At 70.3% G+C, this 15,079-nt stretch carries 16 protein-coding genes; 8 read left to right on the plus strand and 8 right to left on the minus strand.

Features of this window, described 5'->3' with window-relative positions; all coding sequences use genetic code 11:
• Positions 1–45 precede the first annotated feature (45 nt).
• The 7 genes from AB1046_RS07785 to kduI form a co-directional block, all read right to left on the minus strand.
• Entirely contained in the window at positions 46–1,533 is a 1,488-nt protein-coding gene (locus tag AB1046_RS07785) for an aldehyde dehydrogenase family protein (protein ID WP_369374013.1), read from the minus strand.
• Positions 1,534–1,597: 64 nt separating this feature from the next.
• Complete coding sequence (locus AB1046_RS07790) at positions 1,598–2,506, minus strand: ABC transporter permease (protein WP_369374015.1); 909 nt, start codon at positions 2,504–2,506, stop codon at positions 1,598–1,600.
• 109 nt (positions 2,507–2,615) lie between these two features.
• Positions 2,616–4,214, minus strand: a complete 1,599-nt coding sequence (locus AB1046_RS07795) for a sugar ABC transporter ATP-binding protein (protein WP_369374017.1) — start codon at positions 4,212–4,214, stop codon at positions 2,616–2,618.
• On the minus strand, positions 4,211–5,236 hold the full coding sequence (locus AB1046_RS07800; protein ID WP_369374019.1) for an ABC transporter permease: 1,026 nt from the start codon (positions 5,234–5,236) through the stop codon (positions 4,211–4,213). The genes AB1046_RS07795 and AB1046_RS07800 overlap by 4 nt, the downstream gene beginning before the upstream one ends.
• Before the next feature lie 2 nt (positions 5,237–5,238).
• Positions 5,239–6,351, minus strand: coding sequence for a sugar ABC transporter substrate-binding protein (locus tag AB1046_RS07805; RefSeq protein ID WP_369374021.1), 1,113 nt, complete (start codon positions 6,349–6,351; stop codon positions 5,239–5,241).
• Positions 6,352–6,410: 59 nt separating this feature from the next.
• Positions 6,411–7,181, minus strand: a complete 771-nt coding sequence (kduD, locus tag AB1046_RS07810; RefSeq protein ID WP_369374023.1) for a 2-dehydro-3-deoxy-D-gluconate 5-dehydrogenase KduD — start codon at positions 7,179–7,181, stop codon at positions 6,411–6,413.
• A complete protein-coding gene (kduI, locus tag AB1046_RS07815) occupies positions 7,178–7,996 on the minus strand; it encodes a 5-dehydro-4-deoxy-D-glucuronate isomerase (protein ID WP_369374025.1) in 819 nt (272 codons plus the stop codon). Before kduI ends, kduD begins: the two co-directional genes overlap by 4 nt.
• A gap of 260 nt (positions 7,997–8,256) precedes the next feature.
• On the opposite strand from kduI, the gene AB1046_RS07820 reads away from it, so the two are divergent.
• The 5 genes from AB1046_RS07820 (at position 8,257) to AB1046_RS07840 (ending at position 12,464) form a co-directional block, all read left to right on the plus strand.
• Positions 8,257–9,060, plus strand: a complete 804-nt coding sequence (locus tag AB1046_RS07820) for an IclR family transcriptional regulator (RefSeq protein ID WP_369374027.1) — start codon at positions 8,257–8,259, stop codon at positions 9,058–9,060.
• A 71-nt stretch (positions 9,061–9,131) separates the two neighbouring features.
• On the plus strand, positions 9,132–9,602 hold the full coding sequence (locus AB1046_RS07825; protein WP_369374029.1) for a MarR family winged helix-turn-helix transcriptional regulator: 471 nt from the start codon (positions 9,132–9,134) through the stop codon (positions 9,600–9,602).
• A gap of 79 nt (positions 9,603–9,681) precedes the next feature.
• Entirely contained in the window at positions 9,682–10,047 is a 366-nt protein-coding gene (locus AB1046_RS07830; RefSeq protein WP_369374031.1) for a multidrug efflux SMR transporter, read from the plus strand.
• Positions 10,048–10,098: 51 nt separating this feature from the next.
• On the plus strand, positions 10,099–10,503 hold the full coding sequence (locus AB1046_RS07835; protein ID WP_369374033.1) for a multidrug efflux SMR transporter: 405 nt from the start codon (positions 10,099–10,101) through the stop codon (positions 10,501–10,503).
• A 62-nt stretch (positions 10,504–10,565) separates the two neighbouring features.
• Positions 10,566–12,464 (plus strand): LamG-like jellyroll fold domain-containing protein, encoded by a 1,899-nt coding sequence (locus tag AB1046_RS07840; RefSeq protein ID WP_369374035.1) that lies wholly within the window; start codon positions 10,566–10,568, stop codon positions 12,462–12,464.
• Between the two features lie 23 nt (positions 12,465–12,487).
• On the opposite strand, the gene AB1046_RS07845 is transcribed toward AB1046_RS07840, so the two are convergent.
• Entirely contained in the window at positions 12,488–12,802 is a 315-nt protein-coding gene (locus AB1046_RS07845) for a hypothetical protein (protein ID WP_369374037.1), read from the minus strand.
• A gap of 179 nt (positions 12,803–12,981) precedes the next feature.
• Here AB1046_RS07845 and AB1046_RS07850 point away from each other — a divergent pair, with 179 nt between their 5' ends.
• From AB1046_RS07850 to arfB, 3 genes are all read left to right on the plus strand, one after another.
• Positions 12,982–13,761: a hypothetical protein gene (locus AB1046_RS07850; RefSeq protein ID WP_369374039.1), complete on the plus strand. Its 780-nt coding sequence runs from the start codon at positions 12,982–12,984 to the stop codon at positions 13,759–13,761.
• A 106-nt stretch (positions 13,762–13,867) separates the two neighbouring features.
• Positions 13,868–14,533 (plus strand): hypothetical protein, encoded by a 666-nt coding sequence (locus tag AB1046_RS07855; RefSeq protein ID WP_369374041.1) that lies wholly within the window; start codon positions 13,868–13,870, stop codon positions 14,531–14,533.
• A 95-nt stretch (positions 14,534–14,628) separates the two neighbouring features.
• The gene (arfB, locus tag AB1046_RS07860) at positions 14,629–15,075 is read left to right on the plus strand and encodes an alternative ribosome rescue aminoacyl-tRNA hydrolase ArfB (protein WP_369374043.1); all 447 of its coding nucleotides are present in this window, start codon (positions 14,629–14,631) and stop codon (positions 15,073–15,075) included.
• The last annotated feature ends 4 nt before the right edge of the window (positions 15,076–15,079 follow it).

Raw genomic sequence — 15,079 nt, forward strand, 5'->3', positions numbered from 1 at the left:
GCGTTGCGCGCGCAGCAGGGCCGGGCGATCAGCGAAGCCCAGTGATCACCGAAGCTCAGCGATCACGGTCTTGAGCTCCGTGTAGTCGTCCAGGCCGAACGAGCCCAGCTCGCGACCCCAGCCGGACTGCTTGAAGCCGCCCCGCGGGAGGGTGACGTCGTCCGCGTGCCAGGTGTTGAGCCAGACCGTGCCGGCCCGCAGCTTGCTCCCGACCCGGTGGGCGGTGCTGAGGTCGCGCGACCAGACGCCGGCGGCCAGGCCGTAGACCGTGTTGTTGGCCGCCGTGACCACCTCGTCCTCGGTGTCGAACGGGATGGCGGTGATGACGGGCCCGAAGATCTCGTCGGTCTGGACGGCCATCTGCTCGGTGACATCGGTGATGAGGGTCGGGTTGAAGAAGTAGCCGCGGTCCGCGGCCGGGTCCGGGCTGCCCGCGGCGAGCGTGGCGCCGTCGGCGACCGCCCCACGGACGTAACCCATGACCTTCTCGTGCTGCTCCTGCGAGACCAGCGGACCCATGGTGGTCGCCGGGTCGAAGGCGTCGCCCACCTTGATCGCCCTGGCCGCCGCCGCGACACCCTCGATCACCTGGTCGAACACCTCGCGCTGGACGTACAGGCGCGAGCCGTTGACGCAGCACTGGCCCTCGTTGAAGTAGCCCGCCAGGGCGGCGCCGGCGATCGCGGCGTCGAGGTCGGCGTCGGCGAAGATGATGTTGGGCGCCTTGCCGCCGAGCTCCAGCGACACCTTCTTCAGGTTCTTGGAGGCGCCGGCGGCGATCTTCTTGCCGACCTCGGTGCTGCCGGTGAAGGCCACCTTGTCGACGCCCGCGTGGTCGACCAGCGCTGCGCCCGCGTCCCCGAACCCGGGCAGGATGTTGACGACGCCGGCCGGGACGCCGGCCTCCAGCAGCAGCTCGCCGAGCCGGAGCGCGGTGAGCGGCGTCTGCTCGGCGGGCTTGAGCACAACAGTGTTGCCGGCGGTGATCGACGGGACGATCTTGAAGGCCGCCATCGTGAGCGGGAAGTTCCACGGCACGATGCCGGCGACGACGCCGATGGCCTCGCGCCGGGTGTAGGCGTGGAAGTCGCGGCCGGGCACCGACATCGGGATCGTCGTGCCCTCCATCTTGGTGGCCCAGCCCGCGAAGTAGCGGAACAGCTCGGCGGCCACGCCGACGTCGCCCCGGGCGGACGCGAGGCTCTTTCCGTTGTCCAGCGACTCGAGCTGCGCGAACTCCTCGGTGCGCTCGTCAATCATGTCGCCGATGCGCCACAGCAGGTGCGAACGGTCACGCGGGGTCATCTTGGACCACGGGCCGGTCTCGAAAGCGTTCCGGGCGGCCACGACCGCCCGGTCGGCGTCGACCGCAGAGCCCTGGGCGACCTGGACGAGGACCTCCTCGGTCGCTGGATTAACCGTGGCAAAGGTCTGGCCGTCCTTGGAGTCGACCCACTCGCCGTCGATCAGCAGCTGCTTGGGAGAGGAGAGGAACGAGGAGACGGCGGGCAGGAGCTGGGGATTCTCGGACATGGGAACCTTCCGTGGGTTCGGAGCTTCGGGATGTGGGGTGGGCTGTGGTGGGCAGGCGCCGCTGCTACTTGATGATCAGCACCTTCGATCGGTCAAGGGTGAGCGCGACGGCGGCGACGATGATCGCGCCGTAGAGGATCTGCTCCCAGGCCGACGGGACGCCGACGATCGGCAGCCCCACCCGGAGCAGCGTCACCACGAGCGCCCCGGCGAGGCTGCGCCACAGCGAGCCGTGACCGCCGGTGATGGCGGTGCCGCCCACCACTATGGCCGCCACCGCCGGCAGCAGCAGGTTGTCGGCCATGGTCGGGCTGCCGCTGAAGTTCCGGGAGACGAGCATGACCGCGGCCAGGCCGGCGCAGGCGCCGGAGACGGTGAAGGCCGCGACCTTGACCAGGTCGACCGGCGAGCCCGCCAGCCGGGCCGCCGACTCCGAGTAGCCGGTGGCGCGGATCCAGGTGCCGAGCGGGGTGAGCCTCAGGACCAGGGAAATGACGGCGACGACAACCAGGGCGACGACAAACGCCATCGGCACCACACCGCCGACGTAGAGCGTGAGCCAGTTCGTGGCCTCCCGGTCGGCCACCGGGATCGGGCCGGCCTCAGAGATCACCAGGGCGACCGCGGCGAAGATGCTCATCCCGCCGAGAGTGACGATGAACGACGGGATGCGGAGCATGACGTGGGCGACGCCCTGCAGCGTCCCGATCGCACCGGTGGCCGCGATGATCGCGAGGGTGGTGAGCCCGCCCAGGTCGGGCAGCCACAGCGCGAAGAAGACCGTGGCCAGCGAGCAGAGCGCGGCGATCGACAGGTCGATGCCACCGCACAGGACCACCAGGGTGGCGCCGGCCGCGAGCACCACGAGCGGCGCCGAGGTGCGGACCGCGGCCGTGAGGCTGCTCTGGGTCAGGAAGCTGGGGTCGGCGATGGTCAGCGCCGCGAGGAGCACAACGAGCGCGATGACCGGCATGAACGACGTGAGTCGCTGGCCCGTGGTGGGGCGGGCCTTGGCTGCGAGCTCGGCGGCCGGCTCGGCGGCCGGCTCGGGGCCGGCTTGGCGATGGCGGGTGCGGACATGTTCAGACCATCTCCTTGACGAGGTCGAGCGGAGTCGGCTTGCCGCCGGCGGGGGCGGCGACCTCGGTGGTCGCACGGCCGTCGCTCATCACGATGATCCGGTCGGACATGCCGATCGCCTCCTCCAGGCTGTCGGCCAGCAGCACCGTGGCCACGCCGCTGCCCGCAAGCTCACGCATCAGGCGGTACACCTCCGAGCGCGCCCCGATGTCGAGGCCGCGGGTCGGGTGGTCGAGCAGCAGCAGCCGGACGTCGCCGGCCACGAGCCAGCGGGCCAGGACCACCTTCTGCTGGTTGCCGCCCGACAGGCGCTGGATCGCAGTGCCCCGGTGCGGGGTGCGGATCGAGAGCCGCTCGATCCACTTGTCCACCAGCGTCGCCTGCTTGCGCGGCCGGACCAGGGGGCCGGTAGTCCGGGACTGCTGCTTGGCGAGCGTCATGTTGTCGGCGACCGACATCGGACCGACCATGCCCTCGGTCTTGCGCTCGGCCGGGACGTAGCCGACGCCGGCGGCGCACGCCGCGCGGGTGCCGGACAGGTCGAGCTTCTGGCCGTCGAGCAGCACCTCGCCGGCGGTGGTGGGCTCGGCACCGAAGAGCGCCCGGCACACGTCCTCGCGGCCGGAGCCGTGCACTCCGACGATGCCGACTATCTCGCCGGCGTGCACGTCCAGGTCGACGCCGCGGAAGGTCTTGCCGGACAGGCCGCGCACCACGAGGCGGGGCTCACGGGGTTCGTCGGACTGCTCGTCGGAGCGCTCGCCGGACCGCTCGCCGGACCGCTCGCCTGCCCCGCCGTGGTAGTGGTCGTCGGACCCGGTCGAGCCGATCATCATCCGGTGCAGCTCGGCGGGAGCAGCGCCCGCGGCGGGCACCTCGCCCACCGACTGGCCACCACGCAGCACGGCTACCCGGTCGCAGACGTCGAGCACCTCGTCGAGCCGGTGCGAGACAAAAACGACGGACGCGAACTCGCGGAGCCGACGCACCTGGGTGAAGAGGGTCTCGATCTCCTTCGACTCCAGCACCGAGGTGGGCTCGTCGAGGATGATCACCGGCGGGTGGGACGTGCGCTCCTCGATGCGCAGCACCTTGGCGATCTCGACCATCTGCCGGTCGGCGAAGGTCAGAGTGTCGGTGCGGGCGAGCGGATCGATGTGCGACCCGATCTTGTCGAGCTGCTCCTGCGCGAGCCTGCGCATCGTCTTCCAGCGGTAGATGCCGCGGCGCACGCCCGGGCCCTCGCTGCCGAGCACTATGTTCTCGGCGGCGGTGAGGTTGGGCACGAGCGACTGCTCCTGGAACACCATGCCGATGCCGTGGTCGGCGGCCTCCACGATGCTCCGCAGACGGACCTTCTCGCCGCGCACCCAGATCTCGCCGGCGTCCGGCTTGACCAGCCCGACGAGCGCCTTGAGCAGCGTGGACTTGCCGGCGCCGTTCTCGCCGGCCAGGCCCAGCACCTCGTTCTGGTGCACAACAAGGTCGACGCCGTCGAGCGCCTTGACGCCCGGGTAGCTCTTGACCAGGCCGCGCACCTCGAGCGCAGGCACGGGTGCGGGCACCCGGGACTCGGGCTGGGTCTGCAGGTTGGTGGTCATTTGGTCACCTGGTTCCTACGACGCTGTGGGAGGACGGCGGCCGCGACCGCCGCGACGACGATGAGGCCCTGGACCCCGCCCTGCCAGTAAGGGCTCACCCCGACCTGGACGAGCCCGTTGGTCAGGACCGTCACCAGCAGCACCCCGACCGTGGAGTGCAGGATGCCGCCGCGGCCACCGATGAGCAGCGTGCCACCGACCACGGCGGCCGTGATGGCGGAGAAGTCGTAGCCCCGGCCCGCCTGGACGAGGCCGGCGCCGAGCTGGCTGGTCACCATGACGCCGGCCAGACCGTAGAACGCGCCGGCCATCGTGAAGACCGCCACCTTGTAGGGCGCCACCCGCACCCCGGAGAGCGCAAGCACCTCCTCGGCGCCGCCGATCGCGAAGGCGTACCTGCCCAGGCGCGAGTAGCGCTGGATCAGAGCGCCCAGGAGCACGCAGGCCAGCGCGATCCACGTCAGGTGCGCCAGGCCACCGAACCGCTCGACCGCCCAGCCCTGCAGCATCGGGTCGGAGACATTGGGCTGCACGCCGGCGAACATGAGCGTGGCCACGCCAAGTCCCACCGCGGAGATGCCGAGGGTGGTCATGAACGACGGCACCTTCAGCACGACCAGGGCGATCCCGCTGAGACAGCCGAGCGCGGCCGCGAGGAGCACGGCGACGGCGACCCCGAGCAGCCCGAGGTCGTTGTCGTTGCGGTTGTTGGCGACCAGGAGGGCGACGGTGATGGCCGACGCCCCCATGATCCCCGGGGCGGAGAGGTCGATCGACCCCATCATCAGCACAAAGCTGATGCCGCAGGTCACCACGGCGAGGACCGCCGCGGCGTCCGCGATGTTCTGCACGTTGGAGAGCGTCCGGAAGCCGGGGCTGACGGCCGCGAAGACTCCGAAGATGACGACCAGGGCGATCGGCGGACCCGCGTCCGTGAGCGACACCCCCCGCCGAGGCCGGGGGCGTTGCGTCTGCACGACGTCGGTGTCGGCTTCTGTGCCAGCCTCAGTGGGGGATGTCATGGTCACGAAAGGGTGCCCTGCGAACGGCTGAAGAGGTTGTCGCAGGCGAAGTCGGCCTCGCTGGTCTCCGGGCTGGCGAAGTCGGCCACGTTGTCCTGGTCGATGAGGAACTGCTCGGCGAACCAGGCGCGGTCCTCGTGGGCGATGTCCTCGGCGGAGAGCTCACCGGTGGCCACGCAGTAGCCGATGGCCAGGCCGATGCCGCCCTGCCACGGGCCGTCGCTGGAGACGGTCGCCGTCATGGTGCCGTCCTCGATAGCCGTGAGCGCGTCCGGGACTGCGTCGATGCCGACCACCGCCACGTCGTCACGACCCGCCTGCTGGAGCGCCTCGAGCGCGCCGAGCGCCATGTCGTCGTTGGCGGCCCAGATGCCCTTGACGTCGTCGCCGTGCTTGGTGAGCAGCGTCTTGGTCACCTCCAGGGCCTCCGCGCGGGAGAAGTTGGCGGTCTGGTCGTCGAGCAGCTCGACGTCCGGGTTGGCCGCCAGCGACTCCTCGAGCCCGGTGAAACGGTCCTTGGCGGCAGCAGTGTCCAGGACACCCTGCAGAGCGATGACGCCGCCCGAGCCGCCGATCGCCTCGGCGAGCGCATCCCCGATCTGCTTGCCGGATTCCACGCCGTCGTAGGTGATGTGGGAGAGCCAGGAGCCGTAGTCGGTGACGTTGAGGTCGGCCGGCTTGTTCCACTGGGTGACGAGGTAGGCGCCCGCCTCCTCGGCGCCCTCGACGATGGGCGGGGTGTCGGAGTCGCCGTTGGGCAGGATGTTCATCACCAGGCACTCGGTGTCGCCGGCGAGCAGCTGGCTGATCTGCTCCTGCTGCCGCGTCGAGTCGCCGTCGTAGGTGAGCCGCTCCTGGGTGAGGCCGACCTGCTCGGCGAAGGCGTCGCCGCCGTCGAGCCAGGAGGCCTCGTAGGGGTTGGACTCGTTGCGGACCTGGCCCACCAGGGTGACGTCCGAGGGTTCGCACGCGCCGGCCGCGGCGGCGTCGTCGCCTCCGGCGGCCGTCTCGGTGCAGCCCGTGAGGGTGGCGGCGGCCAGGGCGACGCCGAGGACGGTGGCCGTGTATCGAGAGGCAGAGTGGCGAGCGGCGGTGTTTCGAGAGGTGAACTTCATTGTCTTCCTCGATCTCGTTCGATGCCGGTGTCCGGCGGACTGGTTGTAGGAGGAGCGGGTCAGCGGGCCATCCAGCCTCCGTCGACGGCCAGGATGTGCCCGTTGACGTAGTCGGCGGCGGAGGAGCTGAGGAAAACTGCAGCTCCGGCGATGTCCTCGGCGGTGCCCCAGCGGCCGGCCGGGATGCGTTCGAGGATGGAGCGCGAGCGGTCCGCGTCGGCGCGGAGCGCGGTGGTGTTGTCGGTGACCATGTAGCCCGGCGCGATGGCGTTGACCTGGACGCCGTGCGGCCCCCACTCGTTGGCCAGGGCCTTGGTCACGCCGGCGACGCCGTGCTTGCTCGCCGCGTACGAGACCACGCGCACGCCGCCCTGGAAGGACAGCAGGCTGGCGATGTTGACGATCTTGCCGTGGCCTCGTTCGACCATCGGCCGCCCGAGCTGCTGGGTGAGGAGGAAGAGGCCGTTGAGGTTGACGTCGAGCACCCGCTGCCAGGAGTCGCGGCTGACGGCGACGGAGTCCTCGCGGTCGATGATCCCGGCGTTGTTGACCACGATGTCGACCTGACGCGAGCCGGTCAGCTCGGCGCTGACCCGCTCGACCGCGTCGAGGTCGCTCACGTCGAGGTCGACGACGTCGGCCTCGACCCCGAGCTCGGCGGCCAGGTCGCGGGTGGCGTCCTGGTTGCCCGGCCGGCCGAGCAGCACGACGTCCGCCCCTGATCGGGCGAGGCCGAGCGCGATCGCCTGGCCGAGGCCGCGCCCCGCACCGGTCACCACCGCGCACCTGCCGTGCAGGTCGAAGGGTGAACGGGCCGGATAGGTGGTCACAGGTCCTCCAGCGCCACGGGGCTCAGGTCGGTGTAGGCGTTGTTCTCACCGGCCATCGCCCAGATGAAGGCGTACGAACCGGTGCCGGCCCCGGAGTGGATCGACCACGGCGGGGAGATGACGGCCTCGCGGTTCCGGAGCACGAGGTGGCGGGTGGCGCCGGGCTGGCCCAGGAAGTGGAAGACGCGGTCCTGCTCGTCGAGGTCGATGTAGCAGTAGATCTCGGTGCGCCGGTTGTGCAGGTGCGGCGGGAAGGTGTTCCAGACGGAACCCCTGGACACGACGGTCACGCCGAACTGGAGCACGGAGGTCTCCAGCTCCTCGCCCCAGGCGTAGCGGAAGAGGTTGCGCTCGTTGGCCGCCTCGGGCGAACCGAGCGCTACCGGCACCACCTCGCTGTGGCTGAGCGCTCGGGTCGGGTAGGTCGCGTGGGCCGGGGCGGAAACGAAGTAGAAGGCCGCCTCCGCGCCGACGAAGGACACCTCGCTCCCCCGGCCGACGAACAGGCCGTCGAGGTGCTCGAGCTCGAACTTCTCGCCGTCGACGACGACGTGGCCGGCGGCGCCGACGTTGATGACACCGAGCTCGCGGCCCTCGAGGTGGGTCTCGGTGCCCAGCACGTCGGCCCAGGCCGGCAGGCCGACCTGGCCGGTGCCGGGAACCGCCCCGCCGATCACCATCCGGTCGTCGTGCGTGTAGGTGCCCCGGACCTCGCCGCTCACGAAGAGGTCGCTGACGAGGAAGTTCTCCCGCAGGTCCGCAGTAGTGGCCGTCTCCGCACTGGACGGAGATGTCGAGTATCGAACCTGGATCACTAGGTCGCCCCTCGTTCTGTGAGCTCGTCTGTGAGCTCGCTTGGTGAGCTCGTCTCTGAACTCATTTTGTGAACTGCGTTCGTCTATGTGAACTTGACCGACGATAGACGTGATCCAGCTCACGGGTCAAGGGGCCGAAACCTGTCCATGTATGCGAACTCAAGGTAGGCTCGGATTCACCCCGGGGGCGGTTCCGGTGCTCTGTAGAAGGACCAGGTGCCCCGCAGAAGGACCGGCAGAAGGACCAGAGGAGAGCGTTCATGCAGCTTCAGAAGGAGCTCCAGCGGGAGACGAACGGCGCCGGCGACGCCGGACCGGTCAAGTCCGCGGCCCGTGCCCTGGACCTGCTGGACAACATCGCGGCCAACGGCCCCGGCACCCAGCTGCAGCTCTCGACGCGCCTGAACATCCCCAAGAGCAGCCTCCACGCGCTGCTGCGGACCATGACCGATCGGGGCTGGCTGCAGACCGACCCCACCGGGACCGTCTACCAGCTCGGCATCCACTCGCTGGTCGTGAGCTCGGCCTACCTCGACGGCGACCCGGCACTGGCCCGGGCCCGCGCCGTGCTCGACGAGGTGGCCGCGGCCACCGAGGAGACGGTCCACATCGGCCGGCTCGACGGCGCCGACGTCATCTACACCGCCAAGCGTGAGTCGGTGCACCCGCTGCGCATGCACTCCGCCGTCGGGCGACGGCTCCCGGCGTACGCCACCTCCCTGGGGCGCGCCCTGCTCGCCGAGATGCCGGTCGAGGCCCGGCGCGACCTGGTGCCGGAGTCGATCACCGCGATCACCCCGCACACCACCACCGACAAGGAGGCAGTGCTCGAGATCATCGACCGCGCCGCCTACCAGGGCTATGCCACCGAGAGCGAGGAGTCGTGCATGGGTGTGCGCTGCTTCGGCGTCGCGCTCCCGCTGAGCCACGACTCCGTGGACGCCATGAGCGTCGCCGTGCCGATCAGCCGGCTCGGCGACGGGCGCGAAGATCTCATCATCGAGACCCTGCTCAGCGTGAAGTCACGACTGGCGGCCATGCAGGGGAACAGCCTGGTGCGCTGAGCTCGCGCGCGGCTCCGGTCGTCAGGATCTTGACGCTCCACTTCCGAACACGGGTCTGCTAGGTTATCTGCATGCGCACACAGTTAGATCGCACGACCGCACCAAGCGTGAGTGAGGCCTGGTCGCGCGTGACCGCTTTCGCCTCTGCGGTCGACGCGAGCCTCGACAAGTGGCTCGCGGACTCGTACCGGATCGGGCTCACCGAGTACCGCGCACTCGGCCACCTGAGCCTGGCGTCGGACAAGGAGCTTCGCGTCAGCGACCTTGCTCAGCAGGTCGGCCTGAACCCCAGCTCGACGACGCGCCTGGTGAGTCGCCTTGAGGCGAAGGGGCTCGCACGTCGCGATGTCTGCTCCGACGACGGCCGAGGCGTCTACGCCGTCATCGAAGACCATGGGGAAGAGGTGCTGCGCGAGGTCCGCGCACCGTACGAGGCCCAGCTGCAGAGCCTCCTCGACACGGTCGACACCCATCTACCCTCGGCGAACGCGAGCCCGATCGCGCCGGCCATGTCCGAGGTCCAGGCGTTCATCGCACGTTGACGCCCCCCCGGGGCACCCGGGGTATCCGCCGTCCTCGCCGGCGAACCCGATGCGAGTAGTTGCATGTACAGGCACTGACATGTCCACCCCTTCCGAGTTCATCACTTCCGAGAGGAAAACCATCGTGAGCTGGATCTATCTCGCCATAGCCGTCGTCTTCGAGGTCGCCGTCGGCTTCACCGCCGGAAAGGCCGCTGGATTCACCAGGCCTTGGTGGACGGTCGCCACCCTCCTCAGCGGAGGAGTCGCCACCTACTTCCTCAGCCTCGCCCTGCTGACATTCGACGTCGGGGTGGGGTACGCGATCTGGACCGCCACCGCAGGCGTAGGGATCGTCGTCGTTGGGGCGCTCTTCTTCTCGCAGTCCCTGACCTGGAGAAAGCTCGTTGGCATCGGAGCGGTCATCGCCGGCGTCGTCGGCCTCAACCTCGCCGGAACCGTCTGAGCACGCCCCGCCCTTCTCCCTCACCCGCCCCCACCCGCCGGAAGGACATCCATGACCACCCCGCAGAATTCCGTACCAGCAACCACAGGCGCGACAACGACCCGCTCGAAGTCGGGTGCCTGGCTCGCGCTGCTCCTCGCGGGCGCGTTCGAGGTCGGCTACGCCCTCAGCGTCAATGGCAGCGAAGGCTTCACCAGGCTCACCTGGTCGATCGCGGCCCTCGTCTTCTTCCTGTTCACGCTGTTCTTCCTGAGCGTGGCGCTGAAGCGGATCGACGTCAGCATCGGTTACGCCGTCTGGGCCGGGATCGGCGCCGTCGGAGCGGCTCTCCTCGGTCCCGTCTTCTTCGACGAGACCCTGAATCTCGCCAAGGGATTCTGGCTCGCGGTGATCATCGGAGGCGTCGTCTGGCTCAAGCTCGCCGACGGCCCGAGGCCCGCTCCCGTTCAGAGCTGATCGTCAACCCCCGTTCGGCTCCGCGTCACCCTGGCGCCAGCAAGCGCCGCCACGATGCCACCGTGGAAAACAAGCTCTCCCGCAGGTCCCTGCTCCAGGCAGCCGCGTCCGTCCCGATCCTGTCAGCCGCCTCCGCTGCTGTCGGGGCGACGTCGGCGGCTGCAACGTCGGCGGCTGCGATGCCGGCGCCCGCGATCCCGTCGGCTGCGACGAGCGGCGGCCGCCCCGACACGGCCGCCGCTCGCTTCACGATCGCCGTCCTGCCCGACACCCAGTACCTCCTGGACGACGGCGGATCCGACGCCGAGCCGGTGCGCGCGACGCTGCGCCACCTGGTGCGCGAGCGGGCGCAGGACAACATCGTCTTCATGGCCCACCTCGGCGACGTGACCGAGCACGGCACGGCTACCGAGATGCGGGAGGCGAGCCGCGCGTTCGACGCCGCCGGCCCGCTGCCGTACAGCGTGCTGGGCGGCAACCACGACGTCTCCGGCGACGACCAGCGGGGTGACACGCCCTACCTGCGCACCTTCGGGCCGCAGCGGTTCGCCCGGATGGCGACCTATCGCGGCTCATCCCCCGACGGCTACAACAGCTACCACGTGGTCACCGGCGGCGGGCTGGACTGGCTGATCCTGGCGCTGGACTGGCGGGTGTCCGACGCCGGGCTCGCGTGGACGCAGGGTGTGCTGGACGAGCACGCCGCGCTGCCGGCGATCCTGACGACCCACGACCTCGTCTGGGCCAAGGACGACGGCGCGGCCCACCTGTCCGACAACGGGCAGCGCCTCTGGGACCGCCTGATCAAGGGCAACGACCAGATCTTCCTCGCGCTCGGCGGACACTACTGGCCGTCCGGCCGCACAACGCTGACCAACGACGCCGGCCACCCCGTGCACCTGCACATCACCAACTACCAGGATCGTTATTACGGCGGCGCGGGCATGGTGCGGTACTACGGGTTCGACCTGGCCCGCGGCGTGATCGACGTCGAGACGTTCTCGCCGTGGCTGCTGGCAAAGGACGACCGCACGGCGCTGGAGGCGGAGCACGTCGAGCTCAGCGGGGACGTCGACCGGTTCACCGTCGAGATCAACTTCGCCGAGCGGTTCGCCGCGTTCGCACCGCCGCTCCAGCCGGCGCCGCGTCCGCCGTCGGCGGTCATGCCGCGCGGCACCGTCGCGTACTGGCGGTTCGACGACGCAGGGTTCGACACGGCAGGGCTGGCCATGGCGGGGACCGACGGCGCCCCTGTGGCGCCGGGCACGATCGCCCGCGACCTGACCGGCAACGGGAACGACCTCACCTCCGAGCTCTTGCACGCGAGCGCCGCGGAGGCGCTGACCTGGTCGGCCGAGCACCATGACGCCCAGCCGGCCCATGCGAGCCTGAGGTTCGACGGCGGCCAGGGACCCGACCGCGGTGCCGTGCTGCGGACCGGCCCCGACTCGCCGATCAACAGCGCGAAGTTCGAGTCCGGCTACACGATCGAGACGTTCCTCAAGCTGCCCGAGCCGTTTGCGGGCGACCACGCCTGGATGGGCATCCTCAGCTGGGAGGGTCGCGCGGGCGAGGCCGGCAAGCACAGCGGCTGGTCCGACGACGAGCCGACGTGCAGCCTGAACCTGTCGGGCGAGCGGTTCCTGCAGTTCGTCGTCTACCCCGTGCCGGTCGACGCCGACCCCACGTCCTGGAGCCACGCGATCCCGGTCGGCCGCTGGATGCACGTCGCGCTCGTCAACGACGGCCGGCACACGGTGATGTACGTCGACGGCTCGAAGATCGTGCGCAACGCAGCCGAGGAGTCACGAGGCATCTCCACGCTCGGTAAGCCGTTCACGATCGGCGGCACCCAGTACGCCGAGCAGTACGGGCAGGGGTTCTACGGCTGGATCGGCGACACCCGGATCGTCTCCCGCGCCCTGCGGCCCAACCAGTTCCTCACGGCTGGGAGCCGCTGAGTCGCAGTGGACCTACCGCGCGCTCACGCGGCAGGCGGAGGTTCGTCGCCGGCGGGCGCGTTCCCGGCAGGCCGGCTGCGCCGTCCGACGACGAAGCCGATCGCACCGCCGATGAGAAGTGTGCCGGCGCCCGCGAGCAGCGCTGCGGTGCCGAGCGAATAGGCGCCGGCCGGAACGTAGGTCGTTTCTGACAGTGGCGCGTACGCGAACCAGCCATAGGACGTCGAACGGCTCTCGACCCAGGCGGCGGCGCCCAGCAGCACGAGGCCGATGACGAAGAGCGCCACAAGGACGACGCGTACGGCGCGTGCCGGACCGGGTACCGAGGGCGCTGTCATGTCGACCATTGTCCCGGGAGCGCGGCACCGGCGGCAACCGACGCCGTCTCCGCTGAGTCGCCTACCCAGAGACGTCTACCCAGAGACGTCTACCCAGCCTGGCGTGCAAGCGCTGACCGGCGGAGGACACATGCCGGGTAGACGCCGCGAGCGACGCGGCACATGCCCGAGGAGCCAAGATGCGACGGAGCAGGTTGATGCAGGGCTGGACGATCGGCCTGGTAGCACTGGTCGCTGGTTGCGCCCAGGCTGGAGCGGTTGGCGGGGCGGTTGGCGGGGCGGTGGGCGGGGCGCCCGCCCACAAGACGCCCAGTGACCCGGGCGAATACCTGTGCCAAGGCACACCGGTCCCGGCGGATGTGCTGACCGACGGCCTGACCGCCGACGAGCTCGGCGACGAGGCCGCTGCGGCGCTGGACGGGGCGAGCATCCCCGACATCGAGCCCGAGCAGTGGCGGGTGCTGACCGAGAGCAGCACACAGGTCTACCTGATCCGGGAGCTGCCCGAGCCGCGCGACAACGCCGGCGAGCAACGCACGCACGAGCTCATGGGTATCGAGTGGGTCGACGAGACCGAGGAGGGCGGCGCGGGCTGGCAGCTCTGGCAGAGCAGCGACTGTGCGCTGCGCGCCGACCTGGACGGGCTCGGCGACGCGATAGTGTCGCTCGACCCCGACAACCCGCCGGACCCCGCGTCCTCGCAGGTGCACCTGCTCGTCACCGAGACCGCGTGCGCGGGCGGCGAGCCGGCTGAGGGCAGGGTCACCCTGGAGCGCCTGGTCGAGCTCGAGGACTCGGTGGAGCTCGTGATCGGGGTCCAAGGTCAGTCGGGGGATCACACCTGCCCCTCCAACCCGCCCACGCCGTTCACGATCGAGCTGGACGAGCCGCTCGGCAACCGAACCCTGGTGGACGCCGCCGTCTACCCGACGCAGCCACTATCCGCAGTCACTGAGTAGAGATCTGGCCGCCCGCTCCGCGGAAACGCCGTCCGACCTGCTTGAACGTCACGGCGACTTCTAAGACGGGCACAACCGTCCGGACGCCTGCCGCGTCTTAGAAGGTATGAGACAAACACAGACAAAGGCACGTTCCATCGTTCTCACGGCCGGCCTCATCGTCGGCCTAACGGCGGGTTCAGCGACGACCGCCGTCGCCGCCCCCGCGCAGGTGTCCTGTTCCGCCGCCGCGCTCAGCACCGCCGCGCTCGCCCCCAGCACCGTCGCGGACCCGCCCGGCTGCGATCCGGTAGGCCTCCCGATCGAGCTTGGCGAGCCCACCGACGGTGCAACGGATACCTGGCAGGCCGGCGAGACCAACGGCGTCGGCTACAAGGTTCCGGCCGACTGGACCGGGCGGGCCGTCGTGGGCGACGGCGGCCCCGGCCACGAGTGGGAGTCCCCGGAGGTCGCCGTCTCGAACGAGTTCGGCGACCTGCACTGGCGGATCCTCGTCCAGTCGCCCTTCGTGGACCAGGAGATGCCGGACCCTGAGGAGCTGAACGAGCTCGGCTTCTACGCCTCGTACATCGACGTCGAGGGTGCCTCCGAGGCTGTGCTCGTCGCCGCGCAGACCGGGCACTGGGCAGACCCGTCGGTCGAGACGATCGACTTCCAGCTCTTCGTCCAGTCGGAGTGCACGGACGCCGTCACCCGGTTCATGGGCGAGCTGCCCGCGGGCGCGGAGGGCCAGTTCCTCCTGGACAACTTCGTGCCCACGATCGAGCCCTGACCTGCGAGTGAACTAAGCGGAGGCGGGTCCCGGCACGACGCCGGGGCCCGCCTCTGCCGCTGGACACCCAACCTGTGACCCCGGACGATGAGCACATGCCCGCACCCGTCCGCCCCGGTCTTGTGGTCAGCCCTGCGCTGACGATCCCCCGGGCCGAGCTCACGGAGCGGTTCTCCCGTTCCTCCGGCCCGGGCGGCCAGGGTGTGAACACGACGGACTCGCGTGTTGAGCTGACCTGGGACGTCGGCCGGTCCGCCGTCCTGAGCGACGCGCAGCGCCAGCGGATCATGGCGCGGCTCGCGGATCGCCTGGTCGACGGCGCCCTCACCGTCGTCGCCTCGGAACATCGAGAGCAGCGGCGCAACCGCGACGCCGCCGGGCGACGCCTAGCCGCCCTCGTCGCCGAGGCCCTGGCCCCTGGCCCGCGTACCCGCCGCGCCACGCGGGCCACCAGGGGCTCGCAGGAGCGGCGGCTGGCCGCCAAGAAGCAGCAGGGCGCGACCAAGCGGCTGCGCTCGTCGAAGCCGGGGCGCGAGGACTAGCCGG

Source organism: Promicromonospora sp. Populi, assembly GCF_041081105.1.
Classification (GTDB): Bacteria; Actinomycetota; Actinomycetes; order Actinomycetales; family Cellulomonadaceae; genus Promicromonospora.

Bases quoted from the DNA above. Each gene is read 5' to 3' on its own strand.
- AB1046_RS07825 (WP_369374029.1), top strand. From the start codon at position 9,132: ATGCGCACACAGTTAGATCGCACGACCGCACCAAGCGTGAGTGAGGCC.
- AB1046_RS07790 (WP_369374015.1), bottom strand. From the start codon at position 2,506: ATGCCGGTCATCGCGCTCGTTGTGCTCCTCGCGGCGCTGACCATCGCC.
- AB1046_RS07795 (WP_369374017.1), bottom strand. From the start codon at position 4,214: ATGACCACCAACCTGCAGACCCAGCCCGAGTCCCGGGTGCCCGCACCC.
- arfB (WP_369374043.1), top strand. From the start codon at position 14,629: ATGCCCGCACCCGTCCGCCCCGGTCTTGTGGTCAGCCCTGCGCTGACG.
- AB1046_RS07785 (WP_369374013.1), bottom strand. From the start codon at position 1,533: ATGTCCGAGAATCCCCAGCTCCTGCCCGCCGTCTCCTCGTTCCTCTCC.
- AB1046_RS07800 (WP_369374019.1), bottom strand. From the start codon at position 5,236: ATGACATCCCCCACTGAGGCTGGCACAGAAGCCGACACCGACGTCGTG.
- AB1046_RS07855 (WP_369374041.1), top strand. From the start codon at position 13,868: ATGAGACAAACACAGACAAAGGCACGTTCCATCGTTCTCACGGCCGGC.
- AB1046_RS07820 (WP_369374027.1), top strand. From the start codon at position 8,257: ATGCAGCTTCAGAAGGAGCTCCAGCGGGAGACGAACGGCGCCGGCGAC.
- AB1046_RS07835 (WP_369374033.1), top strand. From the start codon at position 10,099: ATGACCACCCCGCAGAATTCCGTACCAGCAACCACAGGCGCGACAACG.
- AB1046_RS07850 (WP_369374039.1), top strand. From the start codon at position 12,982: ATGCGACGGAGCAGGTTGATGCAGGGCTGGACGATCGGCCTGGTAGCA.
- AB1046_RS07845 (WP_369374037.1), bottom strand. From the start codon at position 12,802: ATGACAGCGCCCTCGGTACCCGGTCCGGCACGCGCCGTACGCGTCGTC.
- AB1046_RS07830 (WP_369374031.1), top strand. From the start codon at position 9,682: ATGTCCACCCCTTCCGAGTTCATCACTTCCGAGAGGAAAACCATCGTG.
- AB1046_RS07805 (WP_369374021.1), bottom strand. From the start codon at position 6,351: ATGAAGTTCACCTCTCGAAACACCGCCGCTCGCCACTCTGCCTCTCGA.